The organism is Budvicia diplopodorum (assembly GCF_009800925.1).
GTDB classification, from domain to species: domain Bacteria; phylum Pseudomonadota; class Gammaproteobacteria; order Enterobacterales; family Enterobacteriaceae; genus Budvicia; species Budvicia diplopodorum.
In genome coordinates this window covers 1-23,908 of the sequence record NZ_WOYF01000001.1, presented here as the reverse complement: position 1 = coordinate 23,908, position 23,908 = coordinate 1, and the positions used below count along the sequence as shown (strand labels likewise).

At 51.2% G+C, this 23,908-nt stretch carries 18 protein-coding genes, 2 pseudogenes and 1 other annotated feature; of the genes and pseudogenes, 7 read left to right on the top strand and 13 right to left on the bottom strand.

What is annotated here, in order from left to right; translation table 11 throughout:
* Nucleotides 1-185: 185 nt before the first annotated feature.
* Both GVI43_RS00100 and ppsR read right to left on the bottom strand, forming a co-directional pair.
* Nucleotides 186-1,232 carry a 3-deoxy-7-phosphoheptulonate synthase gene (locus GVI43_RS00100; RefSeq protein WP_159564185.1) on the bottom strand — a complete coding sequence of 349 codons (1,047 nt, stop codon included), beginning with the start codon at nt 1,230-1,232 and terminating at the stop codon, nt 186-188.
* Between the two features lie 204 nt (nt 1,233-1,436).
* A complete protein-coding gene (gene ppsR / locus GVI43_RS00095; protein ID WP_159564183.1) occupies nt 1,437-2,258 on the bottom strand; it encodes a posphoenolpyruvate synthetase regulatory kinase/phosphorylase PpsR in 822 nt (273 codons plus the stop codon).
* 322 nt (nt 2,259-2,580) lie between these two features.
* Between ppsR and ppsA the strand changes: the two genes are divergently transcribed.
* Nucleotides 2,581-4,962, top strand: a complete 2,382-nt coding sequence (ppsA, locus tag GVI43_RS00090; RefSeq protein WP_159564181.1) for a phosphoenolpyruvate synthase — start codon at nt 2,581-2,583, stop codon at nt 4,960-4,962.
* Between the two features lie 90 nt (nt 4,963-5,052).
* Here ppsA and GVI43_RS00085 read toward each other — a convergent pair whose 3' ends face one another.
* Both GVI43_RS00085 and GVI43_RS00080 read right to left on the bottom strand, forming a co-directional pair.
* A complete protein-coding gene (locus GVI43_RS00085) occupies nt 5,053-5,328 on the bottom strand; it encodes a helix-turn-helix domain-containing protein (protein ID WP_159564179.1) in 276 nt (91 codons plus the stop codon).
* Complete coding sequence (locus tag GVI43_RS00080) at nt 5,325-5,504, bottom strand: hypothetical protein (RefSeq protein ID WP_159564177.1); 180 nt, start codon at nt 5,502-5,504, stop codon at nt 5,325-5,327. Before GVI43_RS00080 ends, GVI43_RS00085 begins: the two co-directional genes overlap by 4 nt.
* A 562-nt stretch (nt 5,505-6,066) precedes the next feature.
* Here GVI43_RS00080 and GVI43_RS00075 point away from each other — a divergent pair.
* Nucleotides 6,067-6,834 carry a type IV toxin-antitoxin system AbiEi family antitoxin gene (locus tag GVI43_RS00075; protein ID WP_159564175.1) on the top strand — a complete coding sequence of 256 codons (768 nt, stop codon included), beginning with the start codon at nt 6,067-6,069 and terminating at the stop codon, nt 6,832-6,834.
* Nucleotides 6,834-6,997: pseudogene (locus tag GVI43_RS00070) on the top strand (nucleotidyl transferase AbiEii/AbiGii toxin family protein); the annotation flags it as partial. The gene GVI43_RS00075 and the pseudogene GVI43_RS00070, both read left to right, overlap by 1 nt.
* Nucleotides 6,998-7,110: 113 nt before the next feature.
* Here GVI43_RS00070 and GVI43_RS00065 read toward each other — a convergent pair.
* Together GVI43_RS00065 and sbcD are read right to left on the bottom strand one after the other, a co-directional pair.
* Entirely contained in the window at nt 7,111-10,803 is a 3,693-nt protein-coding gene (locus tag GVI43_RS00065) for an SbcC/MukB-like Walker B domain-containing protein (protein WP_159564173.1), read from the bottom strand.
* Nucleotides 10,800-12,059: an exonuclease subunit SbcD gene (gene sbcD, locus GVI43_RS00060; protein ID WP_159564171.1), complete on the bottom strand. Its 1,260-nt coding sequence runs from the start codon at nt 12,057-12,059 to the stop codon at nt 10,800-10,802. The genes GVI43_RS00065 and sbcD overlap by 4 nt, the downstream gene beginning before the upstream one ends.
* 241 nt (nt 12,060-12,300) lie before the next feature.
* Between sbcD and phoB the strand changes: the two genes are divergently transcribed.
* Entirely contained in the window at nt 12,301-12,990 is a 690-nt protein-coding gene (gene phoB / locus GVI43_RS00055; RefSeq protein WP_159564169.1) for a phosphate regulon transcriptional regulator PhoB, read from the top strand.
* A 24-nt stretch (nt 12,991-13,014) separates the two neighbouring features.
* The gene (gene phoR / locus GVI43_RS00050) at nt 13,015-14,310 is read left to right on the top strand and encodes a phosphate regulon sensor histidine kinase PhoR (protein ID WP_159564167.1); all 1,296 of its coding nucleotides are present in this window, start codon (nt 13,015-13,017) and stop codon (nt 14,308-14,310) included.
* Between the two features lie 398 nt (nt 14,311-14,708).
* Here phoR and trpA read toward each other — a convergent pair whose 3' ends face one another.
* Genes trpA through GVI43_RS00020 form a run of 6 tightly spaced genes read right to left on the bottom strand, consistent with a single transcriptional unit; the run spans nt 14,709 to nt 21,280 of the window.
* Nucleotides 14,709-15,515: a tryptophan synthase subunit alpha gene (gene trpA / locus GVI43_RS00045; RefSeq protein WP_159564165.1), complete on the bottom strand. Its 807-nt coding sequence runs from the start codon at nt 15,513-15,515 to the stop codon at nt 14,709-14,711.
* Nucleotides 15,515-16,705, bottom strand: coding sequence for a tryptophan synthase subunit beta (gene trpB, locus GVI43_RS00040; RefSeq protein WP_159564163.1), 1,191 nt, complete (start codon nt 16,703-16,705; stop codon nt 15,515-15,517). Before trpB ends, trpA begins: the two co-directional genes overlap by 1 nt.
* A 51-nt stretch (nt 16,706-16,756) precedes the next feature.
* Nucleotides 16,757-18,121: a bifunctional indole-3-glycerol-phosphate synthase TrpC/phosphoribosylanthranilate isomerase TrpF gene (gene trpCF / locus GVI43_RS00035; protein ID WP_159565033.1), complete on the bottom strand. Its 1,365-nt coding sequence runs from the start codon at nt 18,119-18,121 to the stop codon at nt 16,757-16,759.
* A gap of 3 nt (nt 18,122-18,124) precedes the next feature.
* Nucleotides 18,125-19,123 (bottom strand): anthranilate phosphoribosyltransferase, encoded by a 999-nt coding sequence (gene trpD / locus GVI43_RS00030; protein WP_159565031.1) that lies wholly within the window; start codon nt 19,121-19,123, stop codon nt 18,125-18,127.
* A 10-nt stretch (nt 19,124-19,133) separates the two neighbouring features.
* The gene (locus GVI43_RS00025; RefSeq protein WP_159564161.1) at nt 19,134-19,718 is read right to left on the bottom strand and encodes a glutamine amidotransferase-related protein; all 585 of its coding nucleotides are present in this window, start codon (nt 19,716-19,718) and stop codon (nt 19,134-19,136) included.
* Nucleotides 19,718-21,280: an anthranilate synthase component 1 gene (locus GVI43_RS00020; RefSeq protein WP_159564159.1), complete on the bottom strand. Its 1,563-nt coding sequence runs from the start codon at nt 21,278-21,280 to the stop codon at nt 19,718-19,720. The genes GVI43_RS00025 and GVI43_RS00020 overlap by 1 nt, the downstream gene beginning before the upstream one ends.
* 55 nt (nt 21,281-21,335) lie before the next feature.
* Nucleotides 21,336-21,439, bottom strand: a sequence feature (Trp leader region).
* 291 nt (nt 21,440-21,730) lie between these two features.
* Here GVI43_RS00020 and dbpA point away from each other — a divergent pair.
* Both dbpA and GVI43_RS00010 read left to right on the top strand, forming a co-directional pair.
* Complete coding sequence (gene dbpA / locus GVI43_RS00015) at nt 21,731-23,116, top strand: ATP-dependent RNA helicase DbpA (protein ID WP_159564157.1); 1,386 nt, start codon at nt 21,731-21,733, stop codon at nt 23,114-23,116.
* Nucleotides 23,117-23,333: 217 nt separating this feature from the next.
* A complete protein-coding gene (locus GVI43_RS00010) occupies nt 23,334-23,624 on the top strand; it encodes a putative quinol monooxygenase (protein WP_159564155.1) in 291 nt (96 codons plus the stop codon).
* Nucleotides 23,625-23,706: 82 nt separating this feature from the next.
* On the opposite strand, the pseudogene GVI43_RS00005 reads toward GVI43_RS00010, so the two are convergent.
* A pseudogene (locus tag GVI43_RS00005) lies at nt 23,707-23,908 on the bottom strand (IS4 family transposase); the annotation flags it as partial.

Here is a 23,908-nt window from a genome sequence, read left to right as displayed (position 1 = left end):
AAGCTACCTTGAGAATAGATAATGTGTACTAGCTCATCTTTATCGGTGTCTGTCAGATTCTATCTGCTTCATAGCTTCATTGTGATTACTACAATTTATAGCAAGTATTAAAATGTTTTAATTAGTCAAGAGTAACGCATTCTCTTATGCTCACCCTTGACTAATAATTCTTACCTGAAGATTATTTAAAATCGGCTATCCACCGCATTAGCTAAACTAAACAGCATGCTCTCGGTATCGGCCCATCCCAAACAGGGGTCGGTAATCGACTGGCCGTAGGTCAGGGGCTGTTCCGGATGCAGCTTTTGAGTGCCTTCAACGATAAAACTCTCTGCCATCACGCCAACCACCGCTCTTGAACCCGCCTTGATTTGCTGACAAACGTTCTCGCACACGTCTAGCTGGCGGCGATGCAGCTTCTGACAGTTACCGTGGCTAAAGTCCACCACCAAGTGCTCCGGCAGCTCGAACTGGCGCAGATTATCGCAGGCGGTTGCAATGTCTGACTCATGGTAATTCGGCGTTTTGCCGCCGCGCATAATAATATGGGCGTAGGGGTTACCGCCGGTGCGGTAAATGCTCATTTGGCCTGACTTATCCGGCGACAGGAACATATGGCTGGATCGGGCGGCGCGAATGGCATCGATAGCAATTTTGGTATTGCCATCGGTGCCGTTTTTAAACCCGACCGGGCACGACAGGGCCGAGGCCATTTCCCGGTGGATCTGGCTCTCGGTGGTACGTGCCCCGATGGCACCCCAGCCGATCAGATCGGCAATATATTGACCGATCACCATATCCAGAAACTCGGTCGCCGTCGATAAGCCTAACCGATTGATTTTCAGCAATAGTTCGCGGGCCAGCTGTAGCCCTTGATTGACCTGAAATGAACTGTCGAGGTGCGGATCGGCGATCATGCCTTTCCATCCCACCACGGTGCGCGGCTTCTCAAAATAGGTGCGCATAACAATTTCTAACCGATCCTGATAGCGCACGCGCAGGGTGTTCAACCGTTCGGCATAATCAAGCGCGGCGTCAACATCGTGAATAGAGCAGGGGCCGACAATCACTAACAGCCGGCGGTCTTCACCGTGAAGGATATTTTCTATGCGTTTACGCGAATGGGTAATGTTGGCACTGATTTCAGCGGTAAGCGGAAACAGCTGTGCCAGCTGCGCAGGCGTTACCAGGCTGTCGATCAGCGAGGTCCTGAGCTCATCAGTTTTGTTCATGTTAATTCTCTAAATCTGGGTCTTCGCTGCGGTGATATACCGGGAAGTGATGGGCATAACAATAACGGAAAGATATTCGCTTGCAAATAGCTGAAGCCACTAATTCACTGCATTTCAGTAAATAGACAACATCATTTGCTGGAACCGGCGCTAAGCGAGAGATGTTATTGCCGGATCCCATTTTTAGAGAGAAATACTCTTGAACTAGTACATGCGACGATTCATGCCTAAGGTATCCAACAGCTTAGTTGAAATCTCCTCAACGGAGTAGTTGGTGGTGTTGATAAAGCGGATGTTGTTTTTACGGTACAGGGCTTCGACTTCAGCCAGTTCCATCCGACACTGGCGCAGTGAGGCATAGCGGCTGTTTTCGCGGCGTTCTTGGCGAATTGCCGACAGGCGCTCAGGGTCAATGCTCAAGCCGAACAGCTTATTCTGGAACGGTTTTAGCGCTGCCGGTAGCTGAATGTTATCCATATCGTCGGCGGTAAACGGGTAGTTAGCCGCCCGAACGCCGAACTGCATGGCTAAATAGAGGCTGGTGGGGGTTTTTCCGCAGCGGGAAACGCCTAACAAGATTACCTGAGCTTCTTCGAGATTACGCAGCGAAATGCCGTCATCGTGGGCCAACGTGTAGTCAATGGCAGCGATACGGGCATCGTACTTCACTAAGTTATTGGCAGTCAGACCGTGTATACGGTGAGCGGCAGGCATCGGGTCGATACCCAATTCCTTTTGTAACGGGGCCACTAAGGTATGAACGATATTCTGGCAATAGCCCTGACTTTGCTCAATAACCTCGCGAACGTCGGCCGAAACGATGGAGTAGAACACCAGCGGTTTGAGCTGGGTTTGCTGATACAGCTCATCAATGTGCTGGCGAACCTCTCTGGCCTTTTCTACATTTTCAACAAAAGGAATGGTGAATTGGTTTAACGAAATCGGAAACTGAGATAACACCGCATGGCCCAACACTTCGGCGGTAATTGCGGTTCCGTCAGAAATAAAAAAAACGGTACGTTCCATTCACATACTCCTTTCAACGTGTAAAACGTGAGAATCAAGCCAAGTGATTCTGTCTTTTCTATTTTTAACTATATTTAACTATATTTAAAGATATAGCTAACCGCTAAATCTATCGGCGCTGACTGATTAACATAGCGCATAAAAAGCGCGATTACGAACAAGGTAGCGCATTGATAAGCTCTGGAAAACTAAGTTTAAATGCGGAAACGATTAACCATTTCATAAGCGCATGATTGCTGTGTAAGCTGCCGAATGTACAGGTTTATGTGACCTGAGACACAACGCTTTCCGTTTGATTAACTCAATTAATGGAACATGACAAATGCCTGATATAAATAGTCCTCAACATAGCGTCGTTTGGTATAACCAACTGGGAATGAATGATGTTGATCGCGTCGGGGGCAAAAATGCTTCTTTGGGCGAAATGATCGCTAATCTGACTGAACTGGGCGTGTCCGTCCCTAATGGTTTTGCCACCACGGCTCAGGCGTTTAATGATTTTCTGGAGCAAAGCGGCGTCAACCAGAAGATATATCAATTGCTCGACAGGATTGACGTTGATGATATCAACGCGCTGGCCGACGCCGGGGCTCAGATTCGTGGGTGGATTATTAATACGCCATTCCAGCCCGAGCTGGAGCAGGCTATCAGTGAGGCCTATCAGCAGCTTTCTGAAGGTAATATTGGCGCTTCATTTGCCGTCCGGTCTTCCGCAACCGCAGAAGATATGCCCGATGCTTCCTTTGCCGGTCAGCAGGAGACCTTTCTTAACGTTCAGGGTATCGATGCGGTGATGGTGGCGGTGAAGCACGTGTTTGCTTCGCTGTTTAACGACCGGGCGATTTCTTACCGCGTCCATCAGGGCTATGACCACCGCGGCGTTGCGCTGTCTGCCGGTATTCAGCGCATGGTGCGCTCTGATCTGGCCGCCGCCGGCGTGATGTTTACCATTGATACCGAATCGGGCTTTGATCAGGTGGTATTTATCACCTCAGCCTACGGTTTAGGCGAAATGGTGGTGCAGGGCGCGGTTAACCCTGATGAGTTCTACGTGCATAAGCCGACGCTGCTGAATAACCGCCCGGCGATTGTGCGCCGCACCATTGGCTCTAAAAAAATTCGCATGGTCTATTCCGACAGTCGGGAACACGGCAAACAGGTGTGTATTGAAGACGTGCCCGAAGCCTGCCGTAAGCAGTTCAGCCTGAATGACGATGAGATCCAACAGCTGGCCCGTCAGGCGTTGCTGATTGAACAGCACTACGGTCGCCCGATGGATATCGAATGGGCCAAAGACGGCCACACCGGTAAGCTGTATATCGTTCAGGCGCGGCCTGAAACCGTGCGTTCTAACGAACAGGTGATGGAACGCTACCTCTTGACCAACCGGGGCACCGTTCTGACCGAAGGACGGGCGATCGGCCACCGTATTGGAGCCGGGCCGGTTAAAGTGATTACCGATCTCAGCCAAATGGATCGCATTCTGCCGGGCGACGTGCTGGTCACCGACATGACCGATCCAGACTGGGAGCCGATCATGAAACGGGCATCGGCCATTGTTACCAACCGCGGCGGGCGTACCTGCCACGCGGCGATTATTGCCCGTGAGCTGGGCATTCCGGCGGTGGTCGGCTGCGGTAATGCCACAGACCTGCTGCACGAAGGGCAAAACGTAACGGTTTCCTGTGCTGAAGGCGATACTGGCTTTATCTATCAGGATATTCTCGATTTCAACGTTCAAAGCTCCCAGCTCGCTTTACTGCCTGATATCCCGCTGAAGATTATGATGAACGTCGGCAACCCTGACAGGGCGTTTGACTTTGCCCGCCTGCCGAACGAAGGGGTTGGTCTGGCCCGTTTAGAATTTATTATCAACCGCATGATTGGCGTTCACCCTCGAGCGTTGCTGGAGTTCGACCTGCAGGACGAGAGCGTTCAACAGGAAATTCGCGAGCTGATGACCGGCTATAACGATCCGGTTGAGTTCTACGTTGGTCGCCTGTCCGAAGGTATCGCTACGCTGGCGGCGGCCTTCTGGCCTAAGCGGGTTATCGTTCGGCTGTCTGACTTTAAGTCCAATGAATACGCCAATCTGGTGGGGGGAAGCCGTTATGAACCTCACGAAGAAAACCCGATGTTAGGCTTTCGCGGTGCCGGTCGTTATGTATCCGACGATTTTAAAGCCTGCTTTGCGCTGGAGTGCGAAGCGGTTAAGCGGGTGCGCAATGAGATGGGCTTAACCAACGTTGAAATTATGATCCCGTTTGTTCGTACCGTGGATCAGGCTAAAGCGGTTATCGCACAGTTGGAGCACGAAGGGCTGAAGCGCGGTAAAGACGGCCTGAAGGTGATTATGATGTGCGAGATCCCATCGAATGCGCTGCTAGCCGAGCAGTTTCTCGAGTACTTTGACGGCTTCTCTATCGGCTCTAACGATATGACTCAGCTAACGCTGGGGCTGGATCGCGACTCCGGCGTAGTCTCGGCGCTGTTTGATGAGCGCAATGACGCGGTTAAAGCCCTGCTGGCGATGTCGATTAAAGCGGCGAAGGCGCAGGGTAAATACGTTGGTATTTGCGGTCAGGGGCCTTCAGACCACGAAGACTTCGCCGTATGGCTGATGGAGCAGGGGATCGACAGTATCTCGCTGAATCCCGATACCGTGATTAAAACCTGGGTAGCGCTGGCGGCAAAAACGGCATAGATAGGTTTTATGATAAACAGGTTTTATTGTTGATAGAAAAAGCCACAGAAGAGTGATTTTCTGTGGCTTTTCTAATCATTGAATGTGAGGTTAGCCCAGATATTGATCTGCTATGGCTGCTCGTATTTTTCTTTCTTTCGGTTTACCCGTTACCGGGTCGTAATAGCGGCTAGGCCATATCTCCGATGGGTGCACGTTTATTGCGTCGGCTATCAGTGATTCACCCTTGGGCCAAGGGCGCGATAGCGCATTCGCCAGCGTAGATGAACTCAGCCCGGCTAAGCGCGAGACGGCGGCTAACGTGGTGCCTTTTTTACGCAGTGCGGCGATGATATCGGCGGTGTGCCAGTCGGGTTGAATGGTCATTCTCCACCTCCTGCACCGAGCAGAGACAACAGTACACGCTGCTTTTCCTGCGGTATGAATGTCAGTGACTCGTTTAGCGCCGGGTGTTCAATGCTCGCTAAGGCATTGGCCAGCGCAAGGCATTGTTCCGCCAGTTCTATTGTATTTATCCGTACACTGTCGATGAGTTTAAACATGGGGTATTCCTCCCATAAACCGAGAGTCACAGACTGACATTAAATACAAATTCTTCGAGGCGGATCGACTATTCGATAAAATTCCCGGTACAAATTGAGGGCGAGATTGCGTATGCTCTATTACAGCCATGAGTTACCTCTTCTTGTAACTTGTTGGTCAGAAACCCCGTTAGTGTTCTCGCACTGCGGGGTTTCGCTATTTACGCAGATATAATTGCGCACAACCACAGTATGGATAGACAGCGAACGGGTCAATTAAATGACCCGAGTTACAGAGAAAAAATTTGAAATTCTGGAAATGGATCGCAGAAAAGGTGAACCAAGAACAGATTGCCGTATTAGAACGCTTGAATATTACTGGTAGATACCCAGTTAAAAAGTTGAGATAAGGATGAGTTTAATTCGGCTCGGTAGGGGTTACGCCGCGATCGCAAACTAAAGTTGTTTTATTCATTGCCTGTGGTTGAATAATATTCATATAAAGGTACTATTGGTACCTAAAAAGTAAATAATTTAAACCAGTCATGCTGGTCGGGTTTAAAAAAATATCCATAAAGGTGCTATGAGTACTGAAAAACTATCAAAAATAAACACCCTGTTAAGCGCTCTCCCTTCTGGGATTGCGCTTACTTCCTCGTGGTTAACGAAACAGGGATATAGCCTTGATTTGCAGAAAAAATATAAAGAAAGCCAATGGTTTAATTCGATTGGAACGGGTGCACTGATCCGTAACGGCGATCGGGTTGATTACCTTGGCGGGATCTATGCCCTGCAGTCACAGTTGGGATTGTCTATACATCCGGGGGCAAAAACTGCCCTGTCGTTACAAGGGAAGGCCCATTATCTGGGACTTGCGGAGAAAAAGGCCTTGTTGTTCGGAACCCCTGGGGAAAAGCTACCCACATGGTTTGATAAGCATCAGTGGGGCATAAACATAGATTGTAAATTATCCAGCTTCCTTCCTGCGGAGCTCGGCCTTGTGGAGATAGCGCATAAGGGTTTCACCGTAAAAGTATCCAGCCCGGCTCGTGCCATTATGGAGTGCCTATATCTGGCCCCCAATAGCCAACCTCTGATAGAAGTGTATGAACTTATGGAGGGGTTAAATAATTTACGACCTGCAACGGTTCAACCCCTGCTGGAAAGCTGCTCTTCCGTGAAAGTAAAACGGTTATTCCTGTATTTAGCTGAAAAAGCTGGCCACGAATGGCTTAACCACATTGCTATGCAAAATATTGATTTGGGAACGGGAAAGCGGGCCATTGTTGATGGGGGGGTATATATCTCTAAATACCAGATAACCGTGCCTAAAGAACTGGGCTTGGCATAATGAACGACGCTTATAAAAAGCAGGTTCAGCTGCTTTTAGACGTTTTGCCAGAAGTGGCGAAAGAAGGGTGCTTTGCCCTGCATGGAGGCACCGCAACGCAATAAATCTCTTTTTGCGTGATATGCCAAGGTTGTCCGTTGATATCGATCTTACCAAAGATAATCCCGATGCTTGGCATGAGCAGAATGAAAAGCTTAAGGCCGTTCTGGAAAGTTATTAACATAATTAAGGTCGAGGTCAACGACTGGCTCCGGTTTTTCAACGAGATAACGCCCCTTACTCGCGCACGCTGACCTTATACCGGTCATCCAGCTTACTAATCCCCAACCCGTTTATCTTTTTCACCCGGATCTGTACCGGGATCCGTTCTTTCATGGCATCAATATGGCTAATCACGCCAATCGTTTTACCGCTGGCGTTGAGGTTGTCGAGGGCGTCGAGGGCGATGTCCAGCGTTTCAGCGTCTAATGTGCCAAAGCCTTCATCAAGAAACAGCGAGTCAATGCTGGTTTTATGGCTGACCAGATCGGACAGCGCCAGTGCTAACGCCAGACTCACCAGAAAACTTTCACCGCCGGAAAGGGTTCGGGTATCGCGAATATTATCGGCCTGCCAGGTGTCAACCACCTGAAGTTCAAGGGTTTCGCTCTCTTTTCGCTGTAATAAATAGCGGCCGTGGAGCCGGGCGAGTTGGTCGTTGGCTAAGTAAACCAGATGATCCAGCGTGAGCCCCTGAGCAAATTTGCGGAACTTAGCGCCGTCGCTGGAGCCAATTAAATTATTGAGGTAGGCCAGATCGTCGACATCCTGCTGATGTCGGGCAATGTTGGCAATCATCTCTTGCTGGCTTTGCTGATTACGGCGGTCGCTTTCCTGCTGTTGGCGGATTTCACCCTGACGTATTCCGTTGTCTTTCAGCGCTGAATTCAACGACGCTAAACGTTGAATCAGCTCGTCTACCGGCGTTTCAATCAGTAGCTCTGACGGCGGGTTTGCCACGTGCTGATTCAGGCTATTTTGGGCTTCGGTCAGTAGAGTTTGTGCCCGGGTGAGTTCAGTTGTCAGCCGTTCTTTTAGCTCAGTAAGCCGTTGCCGTTGCTCTTCGGTCAGCAGGGCGGCGGTGAAGGCCGCTTCATCGGCAAACGGGGTGGTCTGTAACGCCAGAGTAAACTGGTTTTCGCAGTCTAACCGCGCCCGTTGCTTACTCCGTGACTGTTGAGTCAGGGTGGCGCGTTGGGCGACCAAGGCGGTGAGGCGGTCGTTTGCTTCCATCCAAACTTTCTGGCCGTCAGACAGCTGCTGCTCTAATAGCTGGCGCCGTTGTCGCATTTGCTGCTGAACCATTTCAATTTGCCGATCGCCAAAGATATCGTGACGTTGTAACGAAATCTGAGCCAGTTCGCTCTGGCACAGCGCAGCCCGATCGTCTAACTCCTTTACCTGAGTGCTAATGCTGTCTAGCCGGGCCTGATCGGCGGCCATTACGGCGTTGAGCTGTGAAAGCTGCTGTTCGAGCCGCTGCCGTTCGGCAAGCTGGGTTTGCCAGTGGCTCCACTCTTGCTTTCTGGCATTTAACCATGGGTCGTGTTGCTCCGCTTCCGGCAGCATAAGCCCCTGTAGCGCCAGCGCTGACCGTAAGTCTGACGCTAATGATTGATAGCTTTGCTGCTGGGTTTCAAGCGCACGTTCAGTCTGTTCAATATTCTGTTGAAGATGGGTGATGTTCTGAGTTAACAGCGTTAGCCTTTGGCCGCTTTCACTTAAGGCCGATTGGCGCTGGTTGAGCCGTTCTTTGGCCTGTAGCCAGGCTTTTTCAGACTGTTCCAGTTCGGTAACGCGCTGGTTGATTTGCTGCTCTTGCAGGCGGAGGGCTTCAGTATAGGCGTTAACCTGCTGGCTCTCGTGAATGCTCAACGGCAGTTCTAAGCGTTGGCAAAGCTGCTGCCACTGTTCGGTTAGCTGGGTAATTTGGCGTTGCCCGAGTTCGATATCTTGCTGCAACCGGTCGTTTTGTTCTGTGAGTAGCTTTATCCGGCTGCCTTGTTCCGTGCCGTCGTCGTGCATTTGGGCGGTTTCGGCCTCTAACTGCTTTAACCGTAGCTCGGTGTCCGATGGCTTAACGGCCTGATATTCAGTTAACAGCGGGTGCTGCGTTGAGCCGCACAGCGGGCAGGGCGTGTCGGGCTGGAGCTGGGCTCTTTGTTGTTCAAAGCCAACGATTAACTTTTCCTGTTCATACAGCTTTTTGAGGTCGGCTAAATGCTGTTTTTTATCCGCATACTGCTTACGCTTTAGCAACTGGTCAGCATTCAATTGCTTAAGGGTGGATGATAGTTCGGACAGCTGTTTTATCTGGGTAATCCGGGTTTTATCGGCTTCCAGATAGCGTTGATGTAGCAACATTAAGCTTTGATGGTCGTCGCGGCGTTCAATAAAGCTATCGCGCTGGCGTTTCAGTTCGGTTAAATCTTGCTGATTGAGCCGTTGAGCGTGTTGCTCATCAGCCAGCTTAAAGGCCTGTTGTAGGCTGCTGATTTCCGCTTGTGCTTGAGTCTGGCTCTCGGTTGCCTGAGATAGCTCTAAATTGAGCCGTGCCAGCCGTTGATGGTGCTGGGCTATTTGAGCCTGTAGCGCGGTAAGGGCCGGGCGCTGTTGGTCTAGCTGAGATAACTGTTGCTGCCAGAGCGGCAGGTTTTCGCCTAAGCCTTGACGCTGCTGATGTGAGTTAAAGAAGTCTTCAAGAGCGGCCTGCTGTGCCAGTAAATCCGCATGCTGTTTACGGGCTAAATCGCAGGACTGGCGCTGAACGCTGAGCTGCTGTTGGAGCGCGGTTTGTTCTGCCGCCAGCCGCCGGTGATCTTGCTGCCTGCGGCTAATCTGTAAGTCTAATGGCGCAACCTGTTTGTCCATCAGCGTTTCCGTTTGTTCATCGGCTTTACGCTGCTGGTCCCGTTGCTGCATGGTTAACTGGTACTGGTCTGAACGCTGTTTAACCTCTTGCTCCAGTACGGTTTGGCTATTGGCGGTTTGTTGCAGATCGCGGTCGATGTCGACCTGTTCTTGGCGTAGTCGGACCAGCTCTGTATACATCGGGCGAAGTTTTTCGGCAGGTAGGCTTTGGGTTAGCGTTTCCAGTGAGCTTTGGTGTTGTTCAAGCTGCTGTTGGGCCTGATTTAACTGCCGTTGGTTGCGCTGTGCGGCCTGCGCGTATTCACTGCGCTTCTCTAGCCAATGCTGATTTACCTGTAATTGGGCTATTTGCCGACCGAGCTCGGTTTCCTGAGCCAGTAGTTGGTTAACCTGAAGCTCCATCGCTAACCTGTCGTCGTCGGTTAGCAGCCGTACGCCACCGAGCTGGGCGTATAGCCCGTCGAGCTGCGCTTTAGCCTCTTTATGCGCCTGAAATACCCGTTCGGAAACCAGCCCGTAGATTTCGGTGCCGGTTAGCTCTTCCAGCAGCTCTGCCCGTTCATTGGGTTCCGCGTTAAGAAAGGCGGCAAACTCCCCCTGAGACAGCATCATTGACTTAGTGAAACGACTGAAATCAAGGCCGGTGATTTTAGCGATGTGTTCGATCTTGTCTTTCACTTTGTCGGTAATAATTTTGCCGTCGCTTAAGTAGGCCAGCTCAACCTTCGGGGCCTGCAGGTTGCCCTCAGCGCTGCCTTTGGCTTTGCGCTGGCTCCAGAACGCCCGGTATCCGGTACCTTTCACTTCAAACTCCACTTCGGCCAGCGATTCGGCGGTGTGGTGGGTCATCAGTTCGTTATGGGTTGGCGATACGTTGAGGCGCGGGGTTTTATGGTAGAGCGCCAGACAGACGGCGTCCAGCAGGGTGGTTTTACCCGCGCCGGTGGCGCCGGTTATGGCAAACAGGCCGCTATCGCAGAAGGGTTCTTGGGTGAAATCGATTTTCCATTCGCCTTTCAGCGAGTTGATATTTTTTAAACGCAGGCTGAGAATTTTCATTGGGCTAAGCCTCCGGTTTTATCGGTGCTTTCAGCATCATTAGCCACGCTATCGACCAGATTAAGAAATAGATGCTTTATTCGGTGCTGGCGTTGCCTGTCGTCGTCGCTCTGGGGTTCATCCAGCGCAAGGCGGCGTTCAAAGACGTCGTTAACCGTCAGCTCTGCCAGCGTTTCCCGCGCCTGTCGTTGAATCGACCGGTGTGATGAATCTTTGCTGCGCCGCAATAGCACCACTTCAACCGGCAACGGTTCGGCCCATTGCTGGATTTGGCGCTGAACGTCGTTTAAATAGTGTTGAGAAACCACTTCGATATCCAGCCACACCGGGCGCTCGCCCTGATAGTGAGCAAAGGCGGCGAGTTCGGTTTCTATCTGTTTGATATCACCTTTAATCAGCCTCATCGGCTGAAATTCAGGCACGGCGAGCAGGGTGACCGCCGCCAGATTGTCCTGCTGGAACTCAGCCAGTACCACGCTTTTCTGTTGCCCGGCTTCGTCAAAGCTTAGTGCGATCGGCGAGCCGGAATAGCGAATATGTTCTGATTTAGCCACCGTCTGCGGGCGATGAATATGGCCCAGCGCAATATAATCGGCTGGGGGAAAGGCCTGCGCCGGGAAGGCGTCTAGCGTACCGATGTAGATCTCGCGAACTGAATCAGAGGTTGATGCGCCAACGGTGGTTAAGTGGCCAGTGGCAATAATTGGCAGCGGCTGAGAGTAGGCCCGGCGGGTATCCAGCGCTAATTGATAAATTTGTTGGTAATGGTCAGCAATGGCCTGCTGTAACGCGTGGTGCTTCTCGCTGACCGATTGGCCTGCCTGACTTGTGACAATGTCACGAGTGCGAATGAACGGAATGGCACACAAAATGGCGGCCGGTTCTCCCTGACGGTTGTTCAAGACAATAACCTGTCGCTGTGGCTGTTCTAATACGCTGGCGATCACCTGCGTATTTAGATAGGTTAACAGCTCTCGGGATTCATTCAAGGTAGCGACAGAATCATGATTACCGCCTAAGATAACTAACTGACAGCCGGTTTTTTGTAAGCGGACAATAAACTGATTATACAGTTCGCGCGCGTAGCTGGGAGGCGACGTGGTGTCAAAGATGTCGCCGGCGACGATAATGGCATCAACCTGATGTTGCTCTACCTGAAGCGTTAGCCAGCTAAGAAAAGCCTGATGTTCCGCCGCCCGGCTTTTGGTGAAAAAATATTGACCAAGATGCCAGTCGGACGTGTGGATGATGCGCATAGTGCCTCTTTGCCAGCAAACGGCGAGTTGTCAGGATGGGTAATTATACGCAGGTAAGCGGGTCAGGACCAATCAACTTATGCCCGTGACAGTTTCCACGCCGCCGTTGCGTTGGCTACGGCCTGAATAATTTTTTGATATAGTTTTTCAATTGGTTGGAAAAATTGGTAACGTAATAAAAATGTCATATATCTGTCGCATACTACCGGCGAACTATTGAAATGACAGGGGGCGAGCCCGCATGATGAAACGCATACTGGTGGTTGAGGATGAAGCACCTATTCGGGAAATGATTTCTCTGGTACTTGAACAAAATGGTTTTGACGTGGCGCAAGCCGCGGATATTCACAGCGCACAAACGCGATTAACCGAGCCGTTTCCCGACCTTATTTTACTGGACTGGATGCTACCGGGCGGTTCCGGCATTCAGTTTATTAAAAGCATTAAACGAGAAGCCCTGACGCGGCAAATTCCCATAGTGATGTTGACCGCACGCAGTGAGGAAGACGATCGGGTTAACGGTCTGGAGTCTGGCGCTGATGACTATGTGACTAAGCCGTTTTCCCCCAAAGAGCTGGTTGCTAGAATCAACGCGGTGCTGCGCCGTAGCTCTCCGGTTATTGAACATGAATTGCTGAGCTTCAACGGGCTAATATTGGATCCGTCCTCCCATCGGGTGATGGCTGACCAGCAGCCTTTAGATATGGGGCCAACTGAATATAAGCTGCTGCACTTCTTTATGAGCCATCCTGAGCGGGTGTATAGCCGTGAGCAGCTATTGAATCAGGTTTGGGGAACCAACGTTTATGTTGAAGATCGTACGGTAGACGTGTTTATCCGGCGGTTGCGTAAGTCTCTTGAGGTCGGCGGATATGACAAAATGCTGCAAACCGTTCGGGGCTCCGGCTATCGTTTTTCAACGCGTTTTTAAGCGCATCAACTTAGGGATTCCCTTGTGTTAGAACGCCTGTCATGGAAACGAATAGTCGTCGAGCTGTTGTTATTTTGTCTTCCTGCGTTGATCTTAAGCCTTTTTATCGGCCATTTGGCATTGCTATTGCTGATATCGGTATTGAGCGCATTACTCTGGCATTTTTACAATTTACTTAAGCTCTCCCACTGGCTGTGGCTCGATCGCAGCATTATGCCGCCGCAGGGCTGGGGTAGCTGGGAGCCGCTGTTTTACGGCCTGCGTCAGATGCAACAGCGTAACCGGCAGCGTCGCCGCGAGCTGGCTTCGCTCATTAAACGCTTTCGCAGCGGTGCGGAGTCGTTGCCCGATGCGGTGGTGTTGAGCACCGAAAGCGGTCATATCTTTTGGTGTAACCGTTTAGCTCAGCAAATGCTGGGCTTTCGCTGGCCGGAAGATAGCGGCCAGCAAATTCTTAATCTTATCCGTTACCCTCAGTTTGCCGCGTTTATCAATAAGAAGGCCTTCAGCGAACCGCTTACGCTACAGTTTAATAACGGTTGCTATATTGAGTTTCGGGTGATGCCCTATGATGAAGGGCTGATGCTGATCTCCGCCCGCGACGTGTCGCAGGTTCGCCAGCTGGAAGAGGTTCGGCGCAAGTTCTTTACCAACGTCAGCCACGAGTTAAAAACGCCGTTAACCGTGCTTCAGGGGTATCTCGAGATGTTGGGGGCTGAAGAAGAGGTCAGCCCGGCGATTCAACAGAAAGCCTTAGACAGTATGCAGGGGCAAACCGAGAGAATGAGCCGTTTGGTGAACCAGTTGCTGGTTTTATCACGCATTGAAGCTGCTCCTCGCTATTTGCTAACTGAGACGGTTAACGTACCGGCTCAATTAGAGATTTTATCCCACGAAGCATTAATTCTTAGCGCCGGTAAGCAGCAAATCCACTTTGATACCGATCCGCATCTTCAGGTACTGGGCAATCAGGAACAGCTGTACAGCGCGATGTCTAATCTGGTGTATAACGCTATTAATCACACCCCCGAAGGGACGGTTATTAACGTTGTCTGGAAAAGGACGGCGAAAGGGGCGTTATTTAGCGTTAGTGATAATGGCCCCGGCATTGAAAGCGAGCATATTGCTCACCTTACCGAACGTTTCTATCGCGTTGACCCGTCGCGCTCGAGTAAAACCGGCGGTAGTGGTTTAGGCTTAGCGATTGTTAAACACGCGCTGAATCACCATGATTCTCATTTGAATATTACCAGCCAGCCGGGCAAGGGCAGCGAGTTTAGATTTGTTTTGCCAGAGGGGTTGGTGATTGGGAAATGGTAAGGTTTTTTGGTTATTATTTATTGGGTCAGTAGCCCTTGACCTATCCAATGAGCACTTGAACTCAGCCGACATAAAAAATTAGTTAGTATGAGCAGCATGGATGCTGCGAAAGGCAGAGCGACGCCGGGAGCGGCTCTCTGTCGGTGCGTTAAGACTAATTTTTTGTGGCGGGAAGTCGCTTAAGCGACCTGAGTTCCCGTGCGGAGGCGCAGGTCAAGGAGGCGCGCTTACGCCTCCTTGTCGGTCGTGAGTTACGTAGGTTATGGAAACGATGAACATTTAACGACCGAATTCTTTACAATTCTTATCTAGAGTCTCTAATTCTTTTTTTGCTCAATAAAACGGCCCACAGTTTAATCCTGCGGGCCGTTCCAGCGTTAATCAAAATAACCCTCGAGTTACTTCTTGGTCGCGGCCTTCATATTGCGAACAAACTCGGTCAGTTTTTCCAACATGATTTTTGGTTGCTGATAGTTCTGTTCGATAATCTTAACCACCGCTGAGCCTGAAATAGCGCCGGCTGCGCCGCTGGCCAGCGTGGCTTTAACCTGCGATGGTTCAGAAATGCCGAAGCCTTGAATGGCCGGGGCGGCGTTATAATCCCGTAGCTTGGTCACCAGATGCTCAAGCGACTGAATAGCGCGATTTTCTGCGCCGGTTACGCCAGCGCGGGACAGCAGGTAGGTATAGCCTCGGCCGTAGGAGGCTATTTGGCGAATTAGCTCGTCGTCGGCGTTTGGCGGGCAAATAAAGATCGGCGAAATTCCGTGGCGCTGGGCGGCCAGACGATAGGGCGCGGACTCTTCAAGGGGAACGTCCGCGATCAGTACTGAATCTACGCCAACCTTGGCGCACAGCGCATAGAACTCATCGATTCCGCGGGAAAACACCAGATTGGCGTACATCAGTAATCCGATTGGGATTTGCGGATGCTTTTGCCGAATTTTAGCCAGCAGCTCAAAGCAAAGTGACGGCGTCACTCCGGCCGAGAATGCTCTTAGCGCTGCTGCCTGTATGGTTGGGCCGTCTGCCAGCGGATCTGAAAACGGAATGCCGATTTCAAGGGCGTCAGCACCGCCTTCAACCAGCGCATCGATGATTTGCAGCGAGAGCTCAGGGTTAGGATCGCCTAAGGTAACGAACGGAACAAAAGCGCCTTCACCGTTGGCTTTAAGGCGATCAAATAGCTGTTGATAACGTTCCATCAGATTTCTCCCCGCTGTTTTAAAATATCGTGAACCGTAAAAATATCTTTATCGCCGCGCCCTGACAGATTAACCACTAGGATCTGCTCTTTTTCTGGTTCAGCCGCGATAATTTTCAGCGCATAGGCCAGCGCGTGAGCGGATTCCAGCGCCGGTATAATGCCTTCTTGGCGGGATAATAGCTGGAAGGCGTCGAGCGCTTCGTCATCGGTAATAGAAACGTACTCAGCGCGACCAATGCTGTGCAGATGGGCGTGCTGAGGGCCTACGGACGGGAAGTCCAGACCGGCAGAGATGGAGTAAGACTCTTCAATTTGGCCTTCGCTGGTTTGCATCATCGGCGACTTCATACCGAAATAGATACCCACCCGGCCGTGCATTAACGGTGCGCCGTGCTGGCCGCTTTCAATGCCTAGCCCGGCCGGTTCGACGCCGATCAGTCTGACCGAAGGTTCGTCGATAAAGTCGGCAAACATGCCAATGGCGTTGGAACCGCCGCCAATACAGGCAATGACCGCATCCGGCAGGCAGTCTTCGCGCTGTTTCATTTGCGACTTGGTTTCTTCGCCTATCATGCGTTGGAATTCGCGCACGATGGTCGGGAACGGATGCGGGCCTGCGGCGGTGCCGAGCATATAGTGCGCCGTGGCATAGTTGGCCGACCAGTCGCGCAGGGCTTCATTACAGGCATCTTTCAGAGTCGATGAACCGCTATGAACCGGGATCACTTCCGCCCCCATCAGGCGCATTCTGAATACGTTTGGCGACTGGCGCTGCACGTCTTTGGCACCCATATAGATACGGCATTTTAGCCCGAGCAGCGCACAGGCCAGCGCGGAAGCTACGCCATGCTGACCGGCTCCGGTCTCGGCAATAATTTCGGTTTTTCCCATACGTTTGGCCAGTAGCGCCTGACCCAAAACCTGATTGGTTTTATGTGCGCCGCCGTGCAGCAGGTCTTCACGCTTAAGGTAAAGTTTGGTTTTGGTTCCGGCAGTCAGATTGCGGCATAGGGTCAGCGGCGTGGGGCGGCCAGCATAGTTGACCAGTAAGTCCTGAAACTCACGGTGAAACGCTGGGTCACGCTGAGCGCTGACAAACGCTTCTTCTAACTGATTTAACGCCGGGATTAAAATTTGGGGTACATACATTCCACCAAATTCACCAAAGTAGGGGTTAAGCAATGTCATTTCAAATTCCCTTGTTTTCGATATTAGTCATTATTAGCATGTGATTAATAGTTACATATAGCTACGTAAGGTGCTGAATACTGAATTAATCTTAACGATATCTTTTACTCCGGCAGCGCTTTCAACGCCGGAGTTAAAATCGAGGCCTTTATAGCCCAGCTTGGCCGCCTGACCTACGTTGTCAGGGTTTAAACCACCGGCTAGCATCATGTTACCAACGGTTTTATCTTTAGCCATTTGCCAGTCAAAGCTTTGGCCGCTGCCGCCAGCACCGTTATCTAACAGGTAGCGGTCGATGTTTGAATCGTTTAGCTCGGGTAACTCGCCCTCAACGCTGTGCGCTTTCCATATTTGACAGCCTTCGGGCAGATGCGCCCGCAGGTCGGCAACGTAGGTGGGGTCTTCGTTGCCGTGCAGCTGAACGGCAAACAGATGAAGCTTTTCTACCGTTAGGCAGACGGTTTCGCGTTGGGCGTTGCTGAATACGCCAACCCAGCGTAACGGCGCACCGGCAATCACTTTTTGTGCCTGAGCCAGGTTGATATAACGCGGTGATTTACCGACAAAAATTAGCCCGCCATACACCGCACCGGCTTGATAGGCGGCAGCGGCATCTTCAGCGCGAGTCAGGCCGCACACTTTGTTTTCACCCAGAATAACCCGCCTGACAGCCAGATCTAACTCAGGCTCAGACATCAGGGCGCTGCCGATCAGGAAGCCGTTAGCATACTGGCTAAGTTCACGGATTTGGCCGTAGTGATGAATACCTGATTCACTGATAACAATGGTGGACGCCGATAACCTCGGTGCCATGGTTCGGGTTCGATTAAGATCGATGGATAAGTCCCGTAGGTCGCGGTTATTAATACCGACCACTCGGGCCTGAAGGGCTATCGCACGTTCAAGCTCGCTTTCATTGCTGACTTCGGTCAATACGCCCATGTTCAATGAATTGGCAACCTCGGCCAGTGCTACATACTCTTCGTCATCCAGTACCGATAGCATCAGCAGAACGGCGTCAGCATGGTAGAAGCGGGCCAGATAAATCTGATACGGGTCGATAATAAAGTCTTTACATAACACCGGTTGATGGACCTGATTACTGACCAGCGTTAGGTAATCGAAGCTACCCTGAAAGTATTTTTCATCGGTTAATACTGAAATTACCGAGGCAAAGTCCCGGTAGCTTTCGGCAATCGCCCTTGGATCAAAGTTATGGCGAATTAATCCTTTAGACGGAGAGGCTTTTTTGCACTCTAGAATAAACACCGCTTTATCACTAGTGAGCGCCTGATAAAAACTGCGTTCACTGGCAACTACGCTATGGCGAAAGCTTGCCAGCGGTTGCTGCTGTTTACGCGCAGTAACCCAAAGCCGTTTGTCTTGAACAATGCGCGTTAAAACCGTTTCTTGCATCATTTATCCTCTTGCGGCCAGAGCCGTTACCCGATCGAATGCGACGCCGCTGTAAATGACGTCCATCGCGCGCTGTGCGTTAATCCGTAGGTCATCTTGGCCGAACAACCGCAGTAGTAAAGCCACGTTAGCGGCGACGGCAGTGGCGTGAGCCTGTTCCCCTTTACCTTGTAGCAAGCGCGATAAAATGTCACGATTTTCTTCCGGCGATCCGCCTTCAAGGTCAGACAGAGCGTACTGGCGTAAGCTAAAATCTTTATGGGTCAGCTGATAGCACTCAATCTTACCATCACGCAGCTCAGCGACCTGAGTTGGCGCGTGAATGGCCACTTCATCCATGCCGCCGCCGTGAACCACCGCCGCGTGCTTATAGCCTAACACGCTGAGCGTTTCGGCAATCGGAACGACTAGTTCAGGGCTATATACGCCGATCAGGGCTTTTTGAGGGCGAGCCGGATTAATGAGCGGGCCCAGTACGTTGAACAGCGTACGGGTTTTGAGCTGTTGGCGAACCGGTATCGCGTGTCGGAATCCGGAGTGGTACTGTGGCGCAAACAAAAAGCATACGCCCAAGTCGTCGAGCGCCTGGCGGGAAAGCGCTGCCGGCATATCCAGTTTGATTCCCATGGCCGCCAGCAGGTCTGATGAGCCAGAACGGCTAGAGACGCTGCGGTTACCGTGTTTTGCAATACTGATGCCACAGCTGGCGGCGACAAAGGCGCTGGCCGTTGAGATGTTAATGCTGTTAGTGCCGTCTCCGCCGGTGCCAACGATATCGGCAAAATCGTAATCAGGGCGAGGGAATGGCTGCGCATCGGCTAAAAATGCGTTAGCGGCACCGGCGATTTCGTCGGGCGTTTCTCCGCGTACCTTCATGCTGATCAGCGCGGCGGCCAGCTGCGATGGCTCTAGCTCACCGCGTGCAATGCTGCTAAACAGCGTTTGGCTCTCCAACTGAGTCAATGATTCGGCACGGTACAGCTTATTAAGAATCGATTGCATCATAGTTTCCTTATTGGTTCGCCAAAGCCCATGACAGCGTTTGGTTTAATAAACGCGCGCCCTGAGTGGTAAGAATGGATTCCGGATGAAACTGAAAGCCGCAAACCCGGTGGCTATCGTGGCGAACCGCCATCACCATATTGTTGTAATGGGCGTTAACCGTAAGCTCGGCCGGGACGTCGGTACCCACCAGTGAGTGGTAGCGGGCAACCGGCAGCGGTGAAGGTAAACCGTCAAACATCCCGAGGCCGTCGTGGGTAATGGGTGATGATTTGCCGTGTAGAATTTCGCCCGCCTGACCCACATTGCCGCCGTAGGCCTGAACGATGGCCTGATGGCCCAGACAAATTCCGATAATCGGCAGCTTTCCTAATAACGATGCCAGCAGTTCCGGCATACAGCCCGCTTCAGACGGTTTTCCCGGACCCGGCGACAGCATCAGTACCGGTTTATTCATGCGGTTAATTTGCTGAATAATCAGCTCAGCGGGCAACGTATTGCGGTAAATCGTTACGCTATGTCCGCTAGAGCGTAGCTGATCGACCAGGTTGTAGGTAAATGAGTCGACGTTGTCGAGTAGTAGAATCTCCGCCATTAGAAAATCTCCTTTGCCTGATGGGCTGTGGCAATGGCCCGTAATACGGCTCTGGCTTTATTGCGGGTTTCGTCGGCTTCGGCCTGTGGATTTGAATCTAAAACTACGCCGGCTCCGGCCTGAATGGTGGCAATGCCGTCTTCCACGTAGGCGGAGCGGATAACAATGCAGGTGTCCAGATCGCCATGAGCGGTGAAATAGCCAACCGCGCCGCCGTAGCTGCCGCGGCGTATGCCTTCATATTGGGCGATGAGCTGCATGGCTTTAACCTTTGGCGCACCGCTTAAGGTGCCCATGTTCATACAGGCCTGATAGGCGTGCAGGGCGTCCAGATCGCTTCTTAACGTGCCCACCACGCGGGAAACCAAATGCATGACGAATGAGTAGCGGTCTACCTTTGTCAGGTCGGCCACGTAGCGGCTACCGGCTTGGCAGATGCGCGCCAGATCGTTACGGGCCAAATCGACCAGCATAATGTGTTCAGCCAGCTCTTTATGGTCGGTACGCATATCCAGTTCAAAGCGGCTGTCGAGATCTTTATCTAATGAGCCGTCTGCATTGCGGCCTCTTGGGCGGGTTCCCGCAATCGGATAGATTTCGATCTGGCGGCTATCGGCTGAATATTTCAGGGCGCTTTCCGGCGATGCGCCGAACAGGGTAAAAGCCTCATCTTGCATAAAAAACATATAGGGGCTTGGGTTGTTTTCTTTCAGCGTTTGGTAGGCGGCCAGCGGAGACGGGCAAGGCAGGGTGAAACGACGCGACGGAACCACCTGAAAAATGTCGCCCTGACGGATGGCCTGCTGTAGCTCACGCACAATGTTGCCGTACTCTTCATCGCTGCGGTCACAGTTCAGCACCATGTCTTCTAACGTCGACGCGCTAATGGTTGAAGCCGCGTGTCCTAACTGATGCTGTAATTGCACCAGTCGATTTTCCAGACGCTGCTGCTCCGATGCGTCGGGCGTAAACAGGCTGGCCTGTAGGCGGGAAATGCCATTTTGATGATCGAGAATCAGTAAGGTTTCGGCCAGATAAAAACAGAAGTCCGGGCAGTGTCTGTCGTTGATTAGCTCAGGTAAATCTTCAAATCCGGCCACTAAATCATAGGCGAATAGGCCGCCCAGCAGCATGGCTTCACGCCGATCTTCCGGAACGGTCACTAGCGCCAATAGCTGGCGCAGAGAGTCAAATACCGACGTTGACTTCAGGCGGGCATCTTCATCCTGCATGCCGTTAATCTGAGGGTAAACCAGCAGGCGTTGGCGGTCGGAAATATGGTTTTCAACCTCTGCCGGCATGCGCTTATCTAGCAGAGATAGCAGAGCATTACCGTTCTGGGTGAGGGCGCGTAGCGTTACCCTGCGGCCTTCGGCAGAAATGCGCAGTGCACTGTCGATGACCAGTAAACTTTTTAAGTTTTGTTTACTGTCGACTTCGGCAGATTCCAGCAGCAACGTCGCAGGGCGATCGTGGCAGAGCTGAGCAAAGATTGCCGTCGGATCGCTGCGGTAAGGCGTTTGTGCGGTGAGTAGCTGTAGCGTTGGTTTGAGTGTTTGCATCGGTATTTACGCCATTTATGTCAGTATTATTTTTTTATTTGCACGCTGTTCATGCATTAAAAAGCCCGCTAAGTGCGGGCTTATTGGCTATTTGCTTTATCAGATGACAAATTGGTGCAAGTAGGCCGCCCGCTAAGGGAGGAGTTGCCACCAACAAATTGAAACGATGTTTGCGTTCGTCATGATATAGCCTCTGTCTGATGTTGCATTATGCGTTGCTGAATCTGTGTACTAGTTAACTAGTTTAATGGATTGGTGTCAACTATTTTGATGGGAATAATATGAAAAAAGGTAGAAATTTTATTGGTTCCGGTAAAAAACTGCGCGTCGCGGGCATTAATGCGGATAACCAAGAAACTAATATGCCTTCGAATAAGGTAAATCTGGTATGATTTGAACTCGTTTGGCGCGCTGCGTCAGCCTATCCATTTTCTGCTAAAGAGCCTGCCCGTGAGCCCAACATTATCATTTGCTAATTTACCGCTGCCTGAAGAACAAATCGCTAATCTGAATGAACTAGGTTATGCGCAAATGACGCCGATTCAGTCAGCGTCGCTTCCTTTGATTTTACAGGGGAAGGACGTGGTGGCGCAGGCTAAAACCGGTAGTGGTAAAACGGCGGCGTTTGGCATTGGCGTGCTGGCCGCGATTCAGGTTAACGTGTTTCGCACTCAGGCGCTGATTCTATGCCCGACGCGCGAGTTGGCCGATCAGGTGAGCAAAGAGGTTCGTCGTCTTGCCCGCTTCACTCAAAACATTAAGGTTCTGACCCTATGCGGCGGCCAGCCGATGGGGCTACAGGTTGATTCTCTGGCGCATCCGGCCCATATCATTGTAGGAACTCCGGGGCGTATTCAGGATCATTTACGTAAAGGTAATCTTGCGCTGGACGATCTCAGTATTCTGGTGCTGGATGAAGCCGACAGAATGCTGGATATGGGGTTCTCTGACGAAGTGAATGACATTATTGCTCGTACCCCAGAAGCGCGCCAGACTCTGCTGTTTTCCGCTACCTATCCGGTAGACATTGAAAAGATGAGCGCGCGCGTTCAGCGTTCGCCTGAGCGGGTAAGCGTTGAAACGGCGGATGACAGAATTCATATTGAACAGCAGTTTTTCGAAGTGGCTAAAAACGATCGAATTACCCTGCTGCAAAAGCTGCTTTCTCATTACCAGCCGATGTCTTGCGTGGTGTTCTCTAACACTAAGCGCGACTGCCAAGAGATTGCCGATACGCTGAGCAACGCGGGTAGCAGCGTATTGGCTTTGCATGGCGATCTGGAACAGCGCGATCGCGAGCGGGTTCTGGTTCAGTTTGCTAACCAAAGCTGTCGAATTCTGGTGGCGACTGACGTGGCGGCCCGGGGGCTGGATATTAAAGAGCTGCCGTTGGTTGTCAACTTTGAACTACCTTTTGATCCTGAAGTTTACGTTCACCGTATTGGCCGTACCGGTCGGGCCGGGCTAGAAGGGATGGCGATCAGTTTTTGTACCGTGAATGAACTGCAGCGCGCTCATGCTATTGAAGATTATTTATCTGAGTCGCCGGACTGGAAAGATCCGAAAACCATGGCGAACGTTGAAATCACTACCATCGTTTCTGATATGCTGACGCTGAATATTGACGGTGGGCGTAAGGCAAAAATTCGCCCGGGCGATCTTCTGGGGGCATTAACCGGCGATGCCGGATTGACCGCCGCCGAAGTGGGTAAGATTGCGTTGTTCGATACTCAGGCCTATGTGGCTATTCGTCGGAAAAGTGCCAAAACGGCGCTTGAACGTTTACGCAGCGGAAAAATTAAAGGTAAAAATTACCGCGTTTGGTTAATTAAGTAGTTTACCTTCTGATTGAATAATCTACCGTAGCCTATGGCCTGAACGGCCAGCTGCGGTAGTTTCTGAGCGCTATCTCCGATCAATTCTTTCGATCAATCCATCCGGTCAATAATGTAACTTCTCGCCCGATCGGTTTTCTTCTATTTCAACTATCAATTAATGTCCGGCTCTCATACCATGTACTTTGGTATTCAGTGACAAACATAAGGATTGTTGTATGAATGAAATAACTATCGTTGCAACGCTAACGGTAAAGTCGGCTTATCAGACGGCATTAGTGAGCGAACTCAAAAAGCTGGTTGATAGCAGCAGGGCTGAGAAAGGGTGCCTGCAGTACGATCTTCATCAGGATAACCAAAACCCGCTAGTTTACGTTTTTATTGAGCGCTGGGCGTCTCAGGCGATTGTGGATGCGCATAACCAGTCTGCACACTTTGTGGCATTTGGTCAGTTTGCCGATGGAAAAGTAGATTCTCTGGCGATTAATTTAATGGCCAAGATTTACTGATAACCACGTTTACGGTACTTTTACTGTACTTATGTAGCACTACGCAGCATAAAAAAACCCGCCTATTAAGCGGTAATGCCAGTCAGTTAAGCAACTGACTGGCTTTTTTGTTCCTAGCTTTGCCATATTTATGCGGCCTTTCCTTCACCACTCTCGGAAAGGCCCTTTCTCTTCGTACCGGCAGCTTCACCATTTTTCCCATACTCTCCAGATCCCGCATCAACTCAGGGATACGGCCCGGTGACGCACCCTGTAACGTCATCAGCATCCGCATCACCATCCCA